Annotated in this window: 13 protein-coding genes; 7 read left to right on the top strand and 6 right to left on the bottom strand. The window is 56.4% G+C overall.

Annotated elements, in window-relative coordinates; all coding sequences use genetic code 11:
- Positions 1 to 48 precede the first annotated feature (48 nt).
- The 6 genes from OR573_09665 to OR573_09640 all read right to left on the bottom strand — a co-directional run bounded on the left by OR573_09665 (position 49) and on the right by OR573_09640 (position 7,352).
- Entirely contained in the window at positions 49 to 957 is a 909-nt protein-coding gene (locus OR573_09665; GenBank protein XGA78786.1) for a hydroxymethylglutaryl-CoA lyase, read from the bottom strand.
- A gap of 33 nt (positions 958 to 990) precedes the next feature.
- On the bottom strand, positions 991 to 3,048 hold the full coding sequence (locus OR573_09660) for an acetyl/propionyl/methylcrotonyl-CoA carboxylase subunit alpha (protein ID XGA81713.1): 2,058 nt from the start codon (positions 3,046 to 3,048) through the stop codon (positions 991 to 993).
- Positions 3,049 to 3,071: 23 nt separating this feature from the next.
- Positions 3,072 to 3,902: an enoyl-CoA hydratase-related protein gene (locus OR573_09655; protein ID XGA78785.1), complete on the bottom strand. Its 831-nt coding sequence runs from the start codon at positions 3,900 to 3,902 to the stop codon at positions 3,072 to 3,074.
- A 10-nt stretch (positions 3,903 to 3,912) separates the two neighbouring features.
- On the bottom strand, positions 3,913 to 5,520 hold the full coding sequence (locus OR573_09650) for a methylcrotonoyl-CoA carboxylase (protein XGA78784.1): 1,608 nt from the start codon (positions 5,518 to 5,520) through the stop codon (positions 3,913 to 3,915).
- Positions 5,521 to 5,572: 52 nt separating this feature from the next.
- Positions 5,573 to 6,742 (bottom strand): isovaleryl-CoA dehydrogenase, encoded by a 1,170-nt coding sequence (locus OR573_09645; GenBank protein ID XGA78783.1) that lies wholly within the window; start codon positions 6,740 to 6,742, stop codon positions 5,573 to 5,575.
- A 151-nt stretch (positions 6,743 to 6,893) separates the two neighbouring features.
- Positions 6,894 to 7,352, bottom strand: coding sequence for a MerR family DNA-binding transcriptional regulator (locus OR573_09640; GenBank protein XGA78782.1), 459 nt, complete (start codon positions 7,350 to 7,352; stop codon positions 6,894 to 6,896).
- Between the two features lie 349 nt (positions 7,353 to 7,701).
- Between OR573_09640 and OR573_09635 the strand changes: the two genes are divergently transcribed.
- From OR573_09635 to OR573_09605, 7 genes are all read left to right on the top strand, one after another.
- Positions 7,702 to 8,496 carry an ABC transporter ATP-binding protein gene (locus tag OR573_09635; GenBank protein XGA78781.1) on the top strand — a complete coding sequence of 265 codons (795 nt, stop codon included), beginning with the start codon at positions 7,702 to 7,704 and terminating at the stop codon, positions 8,494 to 8,496.
- Positions 8,493 to 9,233 (top strand): ABC transporter ATP-binding protein, encoded by a 741-nt coding sequence (locus OR573_09630; protein XGA78780.1) that lies wholly within the window; start codon positions 8,493 to 8,495, stop codon positions 9,231 to 9,233. The genes OR573_09635 and OR573_09630 overlap by 4 nt, the downstream gene beginning before the upstream one ends.
- A 113-nt stretch (positions 9,234 to 9,346) precedes the next feature.
- A complete protein-coding gene (locus OR573_09625) occupies positions 9,347 to 10,570 on the top strand; it encodes an ABC transporter substrate-binding protein (GenBank protein XGA78779.1) in 1,224 nt (407 codons plus the stop codon).
- 84 nt (positions 10,571 to 10,654) lie between these two features.
- Entirely contained in the window at positions 10,655 to 11,542 is an 888-nt protein-coding gene (locus OR573_09620; protein ID XGA78778.1) for a branched-chain amino acid ABC transporter permease, read from the top strand.
- Positions 11,543 to 11,544: 2 nt separating this feature from the next.
- On the top strand, positions 11,545 to 12,537 hold the full coding sequence (locus tag OR573_09615; GenBank protein XGA78777.1) for a branched-chain amino acid ABC transporter permease: 993 nt from the start codon (positions 11,545 to 11,547) through the stop codon (positions 12,535 to 12,537).
- A gap of 278 nt (positions 12,538 to 12,815) precedes the next feature.
- Positions 12,816 to 13,970, top strand: coding sequence for an acyl-CoA dehydrogenase family protein (locus OR573_09610; GenBank protein XGA78776.1), 1,155 nt, complete (start codon positions 12,816 to 12,818; stop codon positions 13,968 to 13,970).
- A 47-nt stretch (positions 13,971 to 14,017) separates the two neighbouring features.
- Positions 14,018 to 15,133 carry an enoyl-CoA hydratase/isomerase family protein gene (locus OR573_09605; protein ID XGA78775.1) on the top strand — a complete coding sequence of 372 codons (1,116 nt, stop codon included), beginning with the start codon at positions 14,018 to 14,020 and terminating at the stop codon, positions 15,131 to 15,133.
- Positions 15,134 to 15,138: the final 5 nt, after the last annotated feature.

Raw genomic sequence — 15,138 nt, 5'->3', positions numbered from 1 at the left:
CGAACGAAATACCAACACAGTTTTTATTATAAGAAGCCAGGTAAGGCGCTAGGCATGGCAAGGGCCTGTTGCCTGCGCTACCCGTGAACCTGGGGTGCGGCCCAGTTCAGCGGTAATCCAGTAGCCGGTATCAATCACGGCCTGCAGATCAATGCCGGTGTTGATGCCCAGCCCTTCCAGCAGGTAGAGAACGTCTTCTGTGGCGACGTTGCCCGAGGCGCCCTTAGCGTAGGGGCAACCGCCAAGGCCTGCCGTTGAGGCATCAATCACGCTGATGCCTTCTTCGAGGACGGCATACAGGTTGGCCAGTGCCTGGCCGTAGGTATCATGAAAATGGGCAGCCAGCTGACCCATCGGTACCTGGCGGTTGACCGCTTCCAGCATGCGCTTGGCTTTCAGCGGTGTGCCGACGCCAATGGTGTCGCCCAGGGAAATTTCATAGCAGCCCAGATCCAATAACGCCTTGGCCACCTCTGCCACGCGCTCCGGGTCGATATCGCCCTCATAGGGGCAACCCAATACGCAGGACACATAGCCGCGAACCCGAACGCCCGCTTCGCTGGCGCGGGCCATGACCGGCTCAAAGCGCTGCAGGGATTCAGCAATCGAGCAGTTGATATTCTTCTGTGAGAACGCTTCAGAAGCGGCGGAAAAGACCGCCACTTCCTCGACGTTGGCCGCAATAGCGCCTTCAAGCCCCTTGAGGTTGGGCGTCAGGGCAGAGTAAACAACGCCTTCCTTGCGCCGGATGCCCGTCATTACATCGCTGGCGTCGCCCATCTGCGGCACCCACTTGGGCGAGACAAAACTGGCGGCCTCGATATGCGTCATGCCCGCATCCGCCAATCGCTCAATCAGGGCAATCTTGGTAGCGGTGGGCACCAGGGTGCCGGGCTCGTTCTGAAGCCCGTCCCTGGGCGACATTTCAAACAGCCGGACTGAATCAGGCAGTGACATGGCAATCTCCTGTGTTTGGATCATGGTTGAAGATCAGTCGTCAGCCGCAAATTCGAGCAGCACATCACCCTGGCCCACCGTATCACCGGCGCTGAAGTGGAAGGCCGCTACATGGCCATCAGCCGGGGCGGTCATGGTGTGTTCCATCTTCATTGCTTCCATTACCATCAGCGGCATGCCTTTCTCGACCGCCTGATTGGGCTCTACCAGCAGAGTGACGACGGTGCCATGCATAGGCGCCGTCAGGGTGGATTCCGCCTCATGGTGGCCGTGGTCGATGGCATCAATACGCCGCCAGAACAGACGGGTTTCACCCGCCGGATCAGACAGCACTACCAGATTGCGTTCATCACCCACCAGGCGCGCCTGCAGGCGTTGGCGGTGACCATCCAGCGTTACTGCAACGGCATCACCTGCCAGCTGCTGCAGGCTGGCTTTTAGCGTCTGGCCGTCGACATTGCCGCCGTTGAATGTCAGCTGCCAGGGAGCCGCGCCGTTGGCCCGGGTGCCTTCAACGACCACTATCTGGTCTGACGTATCGTCCTTGGCATGATCCGGGTCGCACAGCGCAATCCGGATGGTATGCGGGGCGTTCAGACGAAAGCCGTCATGCCGATCCCAGGGGGAGTCGCTTTCGCACTCATGGGCCAACTGGCCCAGGCCAATCAGCGCTGCGCTGGCGTATTCCTCGACCCGGTACTGGCGGGGCGCAAACAGGGTGGCTTCATTACGCTCGATAAAACGCGTATCAAGCTCAACGTTCTTGAAGCCGGGGTGGGTGGATAATCGCTGCAGAAATGCCCGGTTGGTTACGACACCCTGAACATCCAGCGCCGCCAGGGCGCGGTTCAGCGTCGCCAGCGCTGCATTGCGGTCAACGCCATGCACAATCAGCTTGGCCAGCATAGGATCGTAATGCATGGACACCACGTCGCCGCTTTCCACGCCGCTGTCCAGACGTACCTGATCCGTGCCCAGCCCAGCGCCTTTCAGGTCAAGCGCGAAGCGGGTCAGGGTGCCAGTGGCCGGCAGGAAGTCCTGTTCCGGGTCTTCAGCGTAAAGCCGGGCTTCAAAGCTGTGGCCGGTAATGGTCAGGGCGTCCTGGGAAAGCGGCAGTGCCTCGCCCATGGCCACCCGCAGTTGCCATTCAACCAGATCCTGACCGGTGATCATCTCGGTGACCGGATGCTCTACCTGCAGACGGGTGTTCATTTCCATAAAATAGAAAGAACCATCAGCGTCGAGAAGGAATTCGACGGTGCCCGCGCCCACATAATTGATTTCCTGAGCGGCGCGTACAGCGGCGTCGCCCATGGCGGCGCGTAATTCGAGTGTTATGCCAGGCGCCGGGGCTTCTTCGAGGACTTTCTGGTGACGACGCTGCACCGAGCAGTCGCGTTCAAACAGGTAAACCCCGCTGCCGTGACTGTCGCAGAACACCTGAACTTCCACATGGCGGGGCTGCACCAGGTATTTCTCGATCAGCATGCGGTCATCGCCGAAAGCGGCTTTGGATTCGCGACGGCAGCCATCCAGCGCAGCCTGGAAGGCCTCAGTGGATTCAACGACCCGCATGCCCTTACCGCCGCCACCGGCGCTGGCCTTGAGCATCACCGGATAGCCAATCTTGTCGGCTTCGGCTTTGAGCAGGGCGTCATCCTGATCATTGCCGTGGTAGCCCGGCACCAGCGGCACGCCAGCGGCATGCATACGCGCCTTGGCAGAAGATTTATCACCCATGGCGGCAATGGCTGAGGCGGGCGGGCCAACAAAGGTAATGCCGGCCTTGTCGAGGGCTTCCACAAAGGCACCGTTTTCCGAAAGGAAGCCGTAGCCAGGGTGAATCGCACCGCTGCCGGTGCGCTTGGCCGCTTCCACCACGGCGTTCACATCCAGGTAGCTGTCGCGGGCGGCGGCCGGGCCGATACGCACCGCTTCATCCGCCTCACGCACATGGCGGGCGTTGGCGTCGGCATCCGAATAAACCGCCACGGTTTTCAGGCCCATACGACGAGCGGTACGCATCACACGGCAGGCAATCTCGCCGCGGTTAGCCACTAACAAGGTGTCGAATCGGACGTGTTGTGGCATTTGTTCGGGAGAATGTTCAGAAGTCATGAGCGTGGCTCCGCAGCGTTTGTCGTTGTGTTGTGAGGGGCCGTCCAGGCCGGGCGGCGCTTGTCGAAAAAGCTTGCCAGCCCTTCCTGGCCTTCATTACTGACGCGCAGGCGGGCAATGACCTGGCAGGTGTGTTCTCGAGTGGTGTCAGCATCGGAAGCCTTGGCGACGCTGGCAAGCAGCGCCTTGGTGGCGCGCTGGGCCTGAGGCGATCCGCCGAGCAGAGTTTCCAGCATGCTATCGACGGCATCGTTCAGGGCGTCAGGAGCCACTACCTGATGCGCCAAGCCAAGATTCAGCGCAGTGGCGGCATCCATGACTTCCGCCGTCAGCGCATAACGGCGCATCTGACGCTCGCCCAGGGCACGCTGCACATAGGGGCTGATGACTGCAGGCGACAGGCCAATCCTGACTTCTGACAGGCAGAATCGGGCCTTTTCGGAGGCAATCACGACATCACAGCAGGCAGCTAGCCCAACAGCACCGCCAAACGCCGCGCCTTGTACCCGGCAGAGGGTCGGGCAGGGCAGGGTATCCAGGCCATGCATCAGGGCAGACAGTTTGCGCGAATCGGCCAGATTATCGTCTAGGGAGTAATCGACCATGCGCTTCATCCAGTTAAGGTCAGCGCCCGCCGAAAAACTCTTGCCTTCAGAGCCCAGTACGACGACCCGCACGTCACCTGCATCTGCCAGGGCATGCAGTTTTCCCAGATGGGCGTTGAGTTCAGCAATCAGATGGTCATCAAAGGCGTTGTGAACGTCCGGGCGGTTGAGTAGCAGCCAGGCAACGCCATTGTCGTGAAGTTCAAGTGAGGAATAAGCCACGGTTTGCTCCTTACATCCGGAACACGCCGAAGCGCGTTTCTTCAATCTCGGCATTCATTGCCGCCGCCAGTGAAAGGCCGAGTACGTCTCGGGTCTGGGCCGGATCAATCACACCGTCATCCCACAACCGGGCGCTGGCGTAGTAGGGGTGGCCCTGGTGTTCGTATTGCTCGCGAGTGGGCTGCTTGAACGCCTCTTCTTGTTCAGGCGTCCATTCGCGGCCTTCACGTTCATACTGTTCGCGCTTGACCTGGGAAAGTACACCGGCGGCCTGCTCACCCCCCATGACCGAAATGCGCGCGTTGGGCCACATGAACAGCAGATTGGGATCATAGGCGCGACCACACATGCCATAGTTGCCCGCACCGAAACTACCGCCAATCAGCACGGTGAATTTGGGTACCTTGGCGCAGGCCACGGCAGTGACCAGTTTGGCGCCGTGCTTGGCGATGCCTTCATGCTCGTACTTGGAACCGACCATAAAGCCGGTGATGTTCTGCAGGAAGATCAGCGGAATCTTGCGCTGGGCGCACAGCTCGATAAAGTGCGCGCCCTTAACGGCACTTTCTGAAAACAGCACGCCGTTATTGGCGACAATGCCGACCGGGTGGCCGTGAATATGTGCAAAACCGGTGACCAGGGTATCGCCGTAGTAGCGCTTGAATTCATCAAAATCAGAGCCATCGACGATGCGGCCAATCACTTCACGCACATCAAAGGGTTTTTTGAGGTCGGTGCCGACAATGCCGTAAAGCTCTGTTGGGTCAAGCTGCGGCGGCTTGGGTGCCTGCATGGCCAGCTGGCCGCGTTTCTGCCAGTTAAGCCGTGACACACAGGCGCGAGCCAGTTGCAGGGCATGGGCATCGTTCTCGGCGTAATGGTCGGCTACGCCGCTGACCTTGGCGTGAACATCGGCACCCCCCAGGTCTTCGGCACTGATGCTTTCACCGGTGGCCGCTTTAACCAGCGGCGGGCCACCCAGGAAGATAGTGCCCTGTTCCTTAACGATGATCGACTCATCCGCCATGGCCGGTACGTAGGCGCCGCCAGCGGTGCAGGAACCCATGACCACGGCAATCTGCGGAATGCCTTCAGCGGAGAGGGTGGCCTGGTTATAGAAGATGCGCCCGAAATGATCACGGTCAGGGAAGACTTCATCCTGGCGTGGCAGGAAAGCACCGCCGGAATCGACCAGGTAGATACACGGCAAGCGATGCTTGCGGGCAATTTCCTGAGCGCGGATATGCTTTTTGACGGTCAGCGGAAAGTAGGTGCCCCCTTTGACGGTGGCGTCATTGGCAACAATCACGCATTCCACCCCGGACACCCGCCCGATACCGGTGACCACACCCGCTGCCGGTACGGCGCTTTCGTAGACGTCGTGGGCGGCGAGCGCCGAAAATTCCAGAAAGGGTGAGCCTTCATCAATCAGGTGATCAATACGATCACGGACAAACAGCTTGCCCCGTGACTCATGCCGCTTGCGGGCTTTTTCACCGCCGCCCTGACAGATGGCAGCAGTCAGTTCATGCAGCTTGGAAACTTCTGTCTGCATACTGGCCGCGTTGGCCTGAAAGGCGTCGCTACGCGGGTTGACCTGGGTTTTTAACATGGCCATTGATCGGCTCCATTAACGCTTGATAGTGAAAATGACAGGATATAAGCCATGTTTAGTTCGATTCGCTGAACAGCTCACGGCCGATCAGCATGCGACGGATTTCGCTGGTGCCCGCGCCGATTTCATACAGCTTGGCATCACGCAGCAGCCGACCGGTGGGGTATTCGTTGATGTAACCGTTGCCGCCCAGTAGCTGAATGGCATCCAGCGCCACCTGGGTAGCTTTTTCGGCACAGTAGAGAATCACCCCGGCGGCATCCTTGCGTGATGTCTGGCCCCGGTCGCAGGCACCGGCAACTGCGTAGAGGTAGGCGCGACAGGCATTCATGGTGGTGTACATATCCGCTACCTTGCCCTGAACCAGCTGGAATTCACCGATTGACTGACCAAACTGCTTGCGTTCATGGATGTAGGGCATCACCACATCCATGGCCGCCTGCATGATACCGATCGGACCAGCTGCTAGTACGGCTCGTTCGTAATCAAGGCCGCTCATCAATACGCGAACGCCTTTGCCTTCATCGCCCAGGATGTTTTCTGCCGGTACGGCGCAGTCCTGGAACACCAGCTCGCAGGTGTTGGAGCCGCGCATGCCCAGCTTGTCGAGCTTCTGGGCGGTGGTGAAACCTGGCATGCCTTTTTCGATAATAAAGGCGGTAATCCCTTTCGAACCGGCGTCTGGGTCGGTCTTGGCGTAGACCACCAGCACATCCGCATCCGGCCCATTGGTGATCCACATCTTGTTGCCGTTGAGGATGTATTGATCACCCTCCTTGCGGGCACGCAGCTGCATGGAAACCACATCAGAGCCTGCACCCGGCTCGGACATAGCCAGAGCACCGACATGATCGCCACTGATCAGCTTGGGCAGGTACTTGGCTTTCTGCTCTGATGAGCCATTGATCTTCAACTGGTTGACGCACAGGTTGGAATGAGCACCGTAGGAAAGGGCAACAGAAGCACTCGCCCGGGAAATTTCTTCCATAGCAATACAGTGGGCCAGGTAACCCATGCCGCTACCGCCGTCCTCTTCTGAGACGGTAATGCCGAGCAGGCCCATATCGCCAAACTTCTTCCACAGATCATTGGGGAATTCATTGTTGGCATCTATCTCGGCGGCGCGTGGAGCAATTTCATCCCGCGCGAAGGCGTTGACCTGCTCACGCAGCATGTTCAGTTCATCATCAAGGCCGAAGTTCAGTTCTGAGTAGTGGGTAAACATGGTCAATCACCTTTGCGCGTGTCCGTGAGATACTCGGGGCAGGTTGCCCCTGGCTCGTTTTGTTTGGGTTTAGTTCGTTGTTTTATAAAAATTTAGTAGATGGAAAATTGTTCAAACCTTGCTTGATAAAAGCATCGGGTACCTTAAAAACTCAATGCACCGTGGCCGATTTACCGCCCTCCTTGGCGGCTGTTTTTTTTCCTGCACTGTGGGGCTCGCTGTCCTGCTTTTCGTTGAGTTCTTCAAGTGCCTGACGGCAGCGGATCTCGGCGCTTTCCAGCTCCAGCTGCACCATGGTGATGTCTTTCATCTGCTGCTCCAGCGCGGCGCGGCGCTCGGAAATCTTGCTGAGCATCAGATGCAGCTGTTTCTCGCTGCCGCTGCGGGTTTCATCCCAGAGTTCAAACAGCTCACGAATTTCTGCCAGTGAAAACCCCAGCCGCTTGCCGCGTAGAGTGAGCTTTAGGCGAACGCGATCTTTACTGCTGTAAATACGGGTTTGCCCACGACGGCTGGGGTGCAGAAGTTCCTGGTCTTCATAAAAGCGAATGCTGCGTGTAGTCACATCGAATTCACTGGCCAGTTCGCTGATAGTGTAAGTTTTGCTCATCGCATCATGTCTCTTGTTAGGTTCTCTCGACGAGGTTAGGGGTCAGGGCTACGTCATTATGGAACCTTTTAACTGAGGCTAAAACAAGTTCACGTTAACGTAAAGGGTAAATTGATTAATATTTCGTCGCGGTGTTTTTGGTTAAGTGTCTGATATAAATGTCTATATGGGTAATTTGTAGCGATTAAAATACCTTGGATAGACCAAAGTTGTAATTGTCAGGCACCCATTTGCGTTGCTAGTTTGAGGTTACATCTTACGTTTAGGTAAGGATAGAGCGCCGGCTAACCAAGTTGCTCTGGTCGGTGGATTCAGTCAGCACAATAACAACAAAGAGGCTTGTTACGGTATGAGTGCAGACGAAACTCTGGCCAGTGAAATAGTGCTTGAAACCCGCGGCCTGACCAAAGAATTTCTAGGGTTTACCGCAGTTGATGACGTTAACCTCCAGGTTCAGGAAGGGCACATCCATGCCCTGATAGGCCCTAATGGTGCGGGAAAGACGACAGTCTTCAACCTGCTGACCAAATTTCTTCCGCCTACGCATGGTGAGATTCTCTATCGTGGGAAGCCGATCACCAAATTGAAATCCAATGAGATCGCTCGAATGGGGCTGGTGCGTTCGTTCCAGATTTCTGCCGTATTCGCCCACATGACAGCCTTGGAAAATGTGCGCGTTGCGCTACAACGGAACCTGGGGACTTCGTTTCATTTCTGGAAGTCGGAAAAGTCGTTGAACCACCTCAATGAAAGAGCCCTTGCCCTGCTAGAGGAAGTAGGCCTGCGCGAATACGCCGATATTCTGACAGTTGAAATGCCCTATGGGCGTAAGCGGGCGCTTGAAGTGGCGACGACCTTGGCCCTTGAGCCGGACATGATGTTGCTTGATGAGCCAACCCAGGGCATGGGCGCTGAAGACGTGGATCGTATTGTCGAGTTGATTCAGCGGGTTTCCAAAGGGCGTACTGTGTTGATGGTGGAGCATAACCTGAGCGTTGTCAGCCGTTTGTGTGATCGTATTACGGTACTCGCTCGTGGGGCGGTGCTGGCTGAAGGCGATTATGACAGCGTTTCCCGCAATCCGCTGGTACGCGAGGCTTATATGGGCAGTGAGGCAGCGGAAGAAGAGGGGGCGCAGGTATGAATACGGCAGAACAGCTTGAAACACAGCAGCCGCAACAGGCGGAAATGATCCGGGTGCAGGATCTGCATGCCTTCTACGGTGAATCGCACATCCTTCATGGCGTTGACTTTAACGTCAAGCGCGGCGAGTTGGTGACACTGCTTGGGCGCAACGGTGCCGGTCGCAGTACGACGCTCAAGTCGATCATGAATATGGTAGGGCGGCGAACCGGCTCCATCATGATCAATGGCAACGAAACCTTGAAGATGAAGCCTCATCATATCCCACGCCTTGGGATTGGCTATTGTCCGGAAGAGCGTGGAATTTTTGCCAGCCTGGATGTCCATGAGAACTTGTTGCTGCCACCCACGGTGCGCTCGGATGGCATGTCGTTGGATGAAATCTACGCCATGTTTCCCAATCTCTATGAGCGTCGCCGCAGCCCGGGTACGCGGCTTTCTGGCGGTGAGCAGCAGATGTTGGCTATGGCGCGAATACTGCGCACAGGTGCGCGTATCCTGCTGCTTGATGAAATTACTGAAGGCCTGGCGCCGGTCATCGTCCAGAAACTGGCGGAAGTGCTGGAACAGTTAAAAGAACGGGGTATGACAATCGTGCTGGTTGAGCAGAACTTTCGCTTTGCAGCGCCGCTGGCCGATCGCCACTTTGTGATGGATCACGGCCAGATTGTCGAGGAAATCACCGCGGCCGAGCTACCTTCGCGCCGAGAACATCTCAATAGCATGCTGGGGGTGTAAGCACATATAAAATTAACAACGTAAGCCATAAAGACAACAGACACAGACTTGAAAATATCACATCAACGTACGTCGTAACACAACAACAAAGGCCCAAGGGCCAGGAGACGAGCATGACTTTCATGAAAAAAACGCTGACCGCCAGTATCGCCGTTGCCGCTGCTACCAGCATGGCCATATCGACCGCCCAGGCTGAAATCAGCGATGGCGAAGTACGCATTGGCTACCTGGCAGATATGTCGGGCACCTATCGTGATCTGGCCGGCCCGGGTGGCCTGGCTGCGATGGAGATGGCCATTGATGATTTCGGTGGCAGTGTTAACGGTGCACCCATTGAGGTTTTCAGTGCTGATGACCGTAACAGCGCGGACGTTGGCGCGAATACAGTACGCGAATGGATCGATCGGGATAACGTCGATATGGTGGGCGGCCTGGTAGCCTCTTCGGTTTCTATTGCTGTTACCAAGGTAGTTGAGGAAAACAACAAGCTGGCTATTATTTCCGGTTCAGCCGCGTCCAGCATTACCAATGAGCATTGCACGCCCAATCATATCCACTATGTTTATGATACCTATCCGCTGGCTAACGGTACGGCTAAGGCTGTTGTCGATCAGGGCGGTGATAGCTGGTTCATGCTGACCGCTGACTATGCCTTCGGCCATGCGCTGGAAGGCGACGTTACCAAGGTGGTTGAAGAAAGCGGCGGCGAAATTGTTGGCGGTGTGCGCCATCCTTTCCCGACCAGTGACTTTTCTTCCTATATTCTTCAGGCGCAAGGCTCTGGTGCCAAGATTGTTGGTTTGGCCAATGCCGGTGCTGATACCGTTAACGCCATTACCACTGCCAGCCAGTTTGGCCTGACCCAAAGCGGTCAGCAGCTTGCCGGTCTACTGATCTTCCTTAACGATGTTCACGCACTTGGCCTCCAGGCGACTCAGAACCTGCTGCTGACCACCGGCTGGTACTGGGATATGGACGAGGAAGCACGCGCCTGGGCAGACCGCTATTACGAAGAAGTGGGTGCACGTCCAACCATGGTGCAGGCGGGCATCTACTCCAGCACCATGCATTACCTGAAGTCTGTTGAAGCAGCGGGTACGGATGACCCTGAAGTGGTGCGTGCCCAGATGGCGGCTGAGCCGATCAATGATTTCTTCGCCCGCAACGGCCAGATCCGTGAAGATGGTCGTATGGTGCATGATATGTATCTGGCCCAGGTGAAAACCCCGGAAGAGTCTACGAATGAGTGGGATCTCTACAAGATCCTCAGCACCATTCCTGCCGACGAGGCTTATCGTCCGTTATCCGAAAGTCAGTGCGATCTGGTGCAGAACTGAGCCGGATAGCAGTCTTTCAGGATAAGTAACCGAAGCGGTCGGTGATGACCGGCTGCTTCGCTTGACGGCGAGGAGTATTACACCATGATGATGATATTTGGCGTGCCCCTGGCGGTATTTATGGGGCAGCTCACGCTTGGGCTGGTCAACGGCGCCTTTTATGCGCTACTGAGCCTTGGGCTGGCAGTTATTTTTGGTTTGCTGAAAATTGTCAACTTCGCTCACGGTGCGCAGTACATGCTTGGCGCCTTTGCCACGCTGTTGGCCTTTCAGTGCCTGGGAATCAACTACTGGCTGGCGCTTTTGCTGGTGCCGCTGGTGGTGGGTGCTTTTGGTATGCTGCTGGAGCGTTATCTGCTGCGCAGAATCAGTCACCTGGATCATCTCTATGGCTTGCTGCTGACCTTTGGTTTGGCGCTGATTTTCGAAGGTACTCTGGTCAACTTCTTTGGTGTATCCGGGGCGCGCTATGCCACGCCGGAAGTGTTTCAGGGTGGCCTGAATCTGGGCTTCATGTTCCTGCCGACCTACCGTGCCTGGGTGCTGGTCGCGGCATTGGCGATGTGCCTGTTTACCTGGTTCATGATTGAACGTACCCGCTTGGGGGCCTATCTACGCGCGGGTACCGAGAACTCCCAGTTGATGCAGGCGTTTGGCGTTAACGTGCCCCTGTTGATCACACTGACCTACGGTTTTGGCGTGGGGCTGGCAGCGTTTGCCGGAGTACTGGCGGCACCGCTTTATCCTGTTTCGCCGACCATGGGCTCCAGCCTGCTGATTGTGGTGTTCGCTGTGGTGGTTATCGGCGGTATGGGGTCGATTCTTGGCGCCATCATGACGGGGCTGGCGATGGGTATCATCGAAGGTTTAACCAAGGTGTATTACCCGGAGGCTGCCAATACGGTAATTTTCCTGGTGATGATTCTAGTTCTGATGTTCCGCCCTGCGGGCCTGTTCGGTAAGGAGGCATAACCATGGCAGACGCTCAAACCTTAGCAAGACCTTCGGCGGTAATGGAACGTCAGAAGCGTGCCACTATGCGGCGCAACCTGTTTTACATTGCCCTGATAGTTGTGGGCTTGGTAGCCCCTTTTGTGGCCTACCCCGTTTTTCTGATGAAGGTGCTGTGCTTTGCCTTATTTGCCTGTGCCTTTAATCTTCTGCTGGGCTATGCGGGGCTTCTGTCTTTCGGGCACGCGGCCTTTCTGGCCACGGGCGGCTATATCACAGGCTACCTGCTGGCAAGCTACCCGGGTCTGACGCCGGAACTTGGCATTATTGCAGGTACGCTGGTGGCCACTGTATTGGGTGCCCTGTTCGGTATTCTGGCGATCCGTCGCCAGGGCATCTACTTTGCCATGGTGACTCTGGCGCTGGCGCAACTGGTGTATTTCGTGTTCGTTCAGGCGCCTTTTACCGGTGGGGAAGATGGCCTGCACGGGGTGCCGCGTGGTGAGCTGCTGGGCTTTATCAGCCTGCGCGATAACCTGGCAATGTATTACTTTGTCTTCGCGGTCTTCCTGTTCGGCTTTGCGGTGATCCAGCGCACGGTGCATTCTCCTTATGGGCAGGTGCTGAAGGCCATCCGTGAAAATGAACCTCGCGCTGTTTCCCTGGGCTACAACACGGATATGTACAAGCTGGTGGCCTTTGTGATTTCTGCGGCCCTGGCAGGGTTGGCAGGTTCCACCAAGACGGTGGTGTTTCAGCTGGCGTCATTGACGGATGCTCACTGGCATATGTCCGGCGAGGTTATCCTGATGACGCTGCTGGGGGGGGTCGGCACGCTATTGGGGCCTGTCATGGGAGCCGGTATCGTGGTCAGCCTGCAGCATGTCCTGTCGCAATCACCACTGGGCAACTGGGTGAGTGTGATCCTGGGGCTTATCTTTGTGATCTGCGTATTGAGTTTCCGCAGCGGTATCGTGGGTGAAATTACCCGGATGTATAACAAGAATTTCAAGTAAGCACATTTCTATCCAGCGTCAGTCAATAGGCGCACCACGATTGTCTGTCCGTTGTCTTGGCGCTTTAGGGCGCCTTTTTTGTGGCTACTGTTTAATGATGCTTGAACCCTGGCTAGCCAAAAGTCGCATTGGCCAAGCCATTGCTTGCTTGGGCGTTAGATAGTAAGTTAACGTAAACGTCAACTGGTCGATCGGCAGTGACTGGTCAACCACCTTTTAGTTAATCAATAACGATAACAGCAAGCTATCAGCCCCTGGCTGACCAAGTGGAGAACCTCATGAACTTTGAGCTCAACGAAGATCAGATAGCCTTTGCCGATATGGCGCGCAACTTCGCGCTTAATGAACTCGAACCTCATGCTGCCGAGTGGGATCAGGAAGCTATCTTTCCTGTCGATGTGATCCGCAAGGCGGGCGAGTTAGGTTTCTGCTCTTTATATGCGTCAGAAAATGTGGGTGGCTTGGGCCTCTCGCGGCTGGATGCCAGCATTATCTTTGAGCAGCTTTCCATGGGCTGTACGTCAACCACCGCCTACCTGACCATTCATAACATGGTGACCTGGATGTTGGCGGACTTCGGCAAGCCGGAGGTGGTCGAGCAGTGGGGCGAAAAACTGGCAACAGGAGAACTTCTAGGTTCCTACTGCCTGACCGAACCCAATGCGGGCTCTGACGCGGCCTCACTGAAAACCACGGCTAAGCGTGACGGCGACGACTTTGTACTCAATGGCAGCAAGATGTTCATTTCCGGCGCTGGCAGCACGGATTTTCTGGTGGTGATGGCACGCACCGGCGGCGAAGGTCCTGGCGGTGTCTCCGCCTTTGCGGTAGATGCTAAAAGTGCGGGCATCAGCTACGGCCGCAAGGAAGACAAGATGGGCTGGAACAGCCAGCCAACCCGAATGATCACCTTTGAAGACGTACGTGTGCCGGCGATCAATATGCTGGGTAATGAGGGTGACGGCTTCAAGATCGCCATGAAGGGGCTGGATGGCGGTCGCATCAATATTGCGACCTGTTCTATCGGCACGGCGCAGCAGGCGATCAACAAGGCCAAGGAACACATGCTGGAGCGCAAGCAGTTCGGTAAGCGTCTGGCGGATTTCCAGGCGCTGCAGTTCCGCATCGCCGATATGGTCACCGAGTTGGTGGCGGCTCGTCTGATGGTACGCATGGCGGCCGCCAAGCTGGACGCCGGTACGCCAGATGCCGGTGTGTACTGCGCCATGGCCAAACGCTATGCCACGGATATTGGCTTCAAGGTGTGCGATGAAGCACTGCAACTGTATGGCGGCTATGGCTACATCAAGGAATACCCAATGGAGCGCTACGTGCGTGATACCCGGGTACATCGCATTCTGGAAGGCACCAATGAAATCATGCGGTTGATTATTTCCCGCCGTGTGTTGGCCGATAACGCCGCTGAGCTTTAAGCTTACCAAGGTCAATCAACCCGATTCTTGAGCTACCAGGAGCGCCCATGAGCAGTGTGATTTTTAGTGAACACCCAACCCAGGATGGCCATGTTGTTGCCGAGATATGTCTCAACGCAGAACGCAGCCTGAATGCGCTGACCCTGGAGATGATTGAGGAAATCCTGCCGCGCCTGGATGAGTGGGAGAAGAACGATCATGTTGTGGCTATTCTGCTCGATAGCGCCGGTGACAAGGCGTTTTGCGCAGGTGGCGACGTAGTCAACCTTTATAAGGCAATTAGCGGTGAGGGCGACCCTGAGTTTCCCCAACGCTTCTTTGATCGGGAATACCGCCTGGATTATCGCCTGCATACCTATTCCAAACCGATTATCTGTTGGGGCAGTGGCTTCGTTATGGGCGGCGGAATGGGCCTGTTAAGTGGCAGCAATCATCGTATTGTCACTGAAACCTCGCGCCTGGCGATGCCAGAGGTCACCATTGGCCTCTACCCGGATGTGGGTGCCAGCTGGTTTCTTAATCGTCTCTCCAACGGCACCGGGCGTTTCCTGGCGATTACCGGCAGCCAGATCAATGCGCTGGATGCCCACCACTTGGGCCTGGCCGACCGGCTGATTGCCAGCGAAAAACGCGACACTCTAGTCGAGCAGTTAACTCAGGCGCAGTGGGGCGATGAAGACAGCATTGATGCCCAAGGCGTTGTAAACCGCGTACTTCGCCAGCTGGAGCGTGATTCCCAGCCTGCGTTTGCCGAGCTGGACTCACCAGTACACAGGTTCAGCCCTCTGATTCGCGAGCTGATGGATCATGACACCATCGAGCAGGCGGTCGCCGCTATTCTTGCGGTTGAAAGCGATGAGAAGTGGTTCCAGAAAGCCCAGAAAACCCTCGCCCACGGCAGTCCGGTGTCGGTCAAGCTGATCGATGAGCAGCTCAAACGCTCAAAGCATATGTCATTGGCTCAGGTCTTCCAGGCTGAGCTGGCGCTTTCAGTGCAGTGCTGCCGCCACCGCGAATTCCCGGAGGGTGTTCGTGCGCTACTGGTCGACAAGGATAACAAGCCACAGTGGACATACCCGGATGTGGCCTCGGTAGAAGACAGCTTTATTGATGACTTGCTGACGCCACCCTGGGCAGAAAATCCATTGGATGACCTGGGCTGAGCAGT

It is taken from the genome of Halomonas sp. CH40 (assembly GCA_041875495.1).
Taxonomy (GTDB): Bacteria; Pseudomonadota; Gammaproteobacteria; order Pseudomonadales; family Halomonadaceae; genus Vreelandella.
Note: the sequence above shows the minus strand (reverse complement) of the source record. Positions and strands in the feature narration are given on the sequence as shown.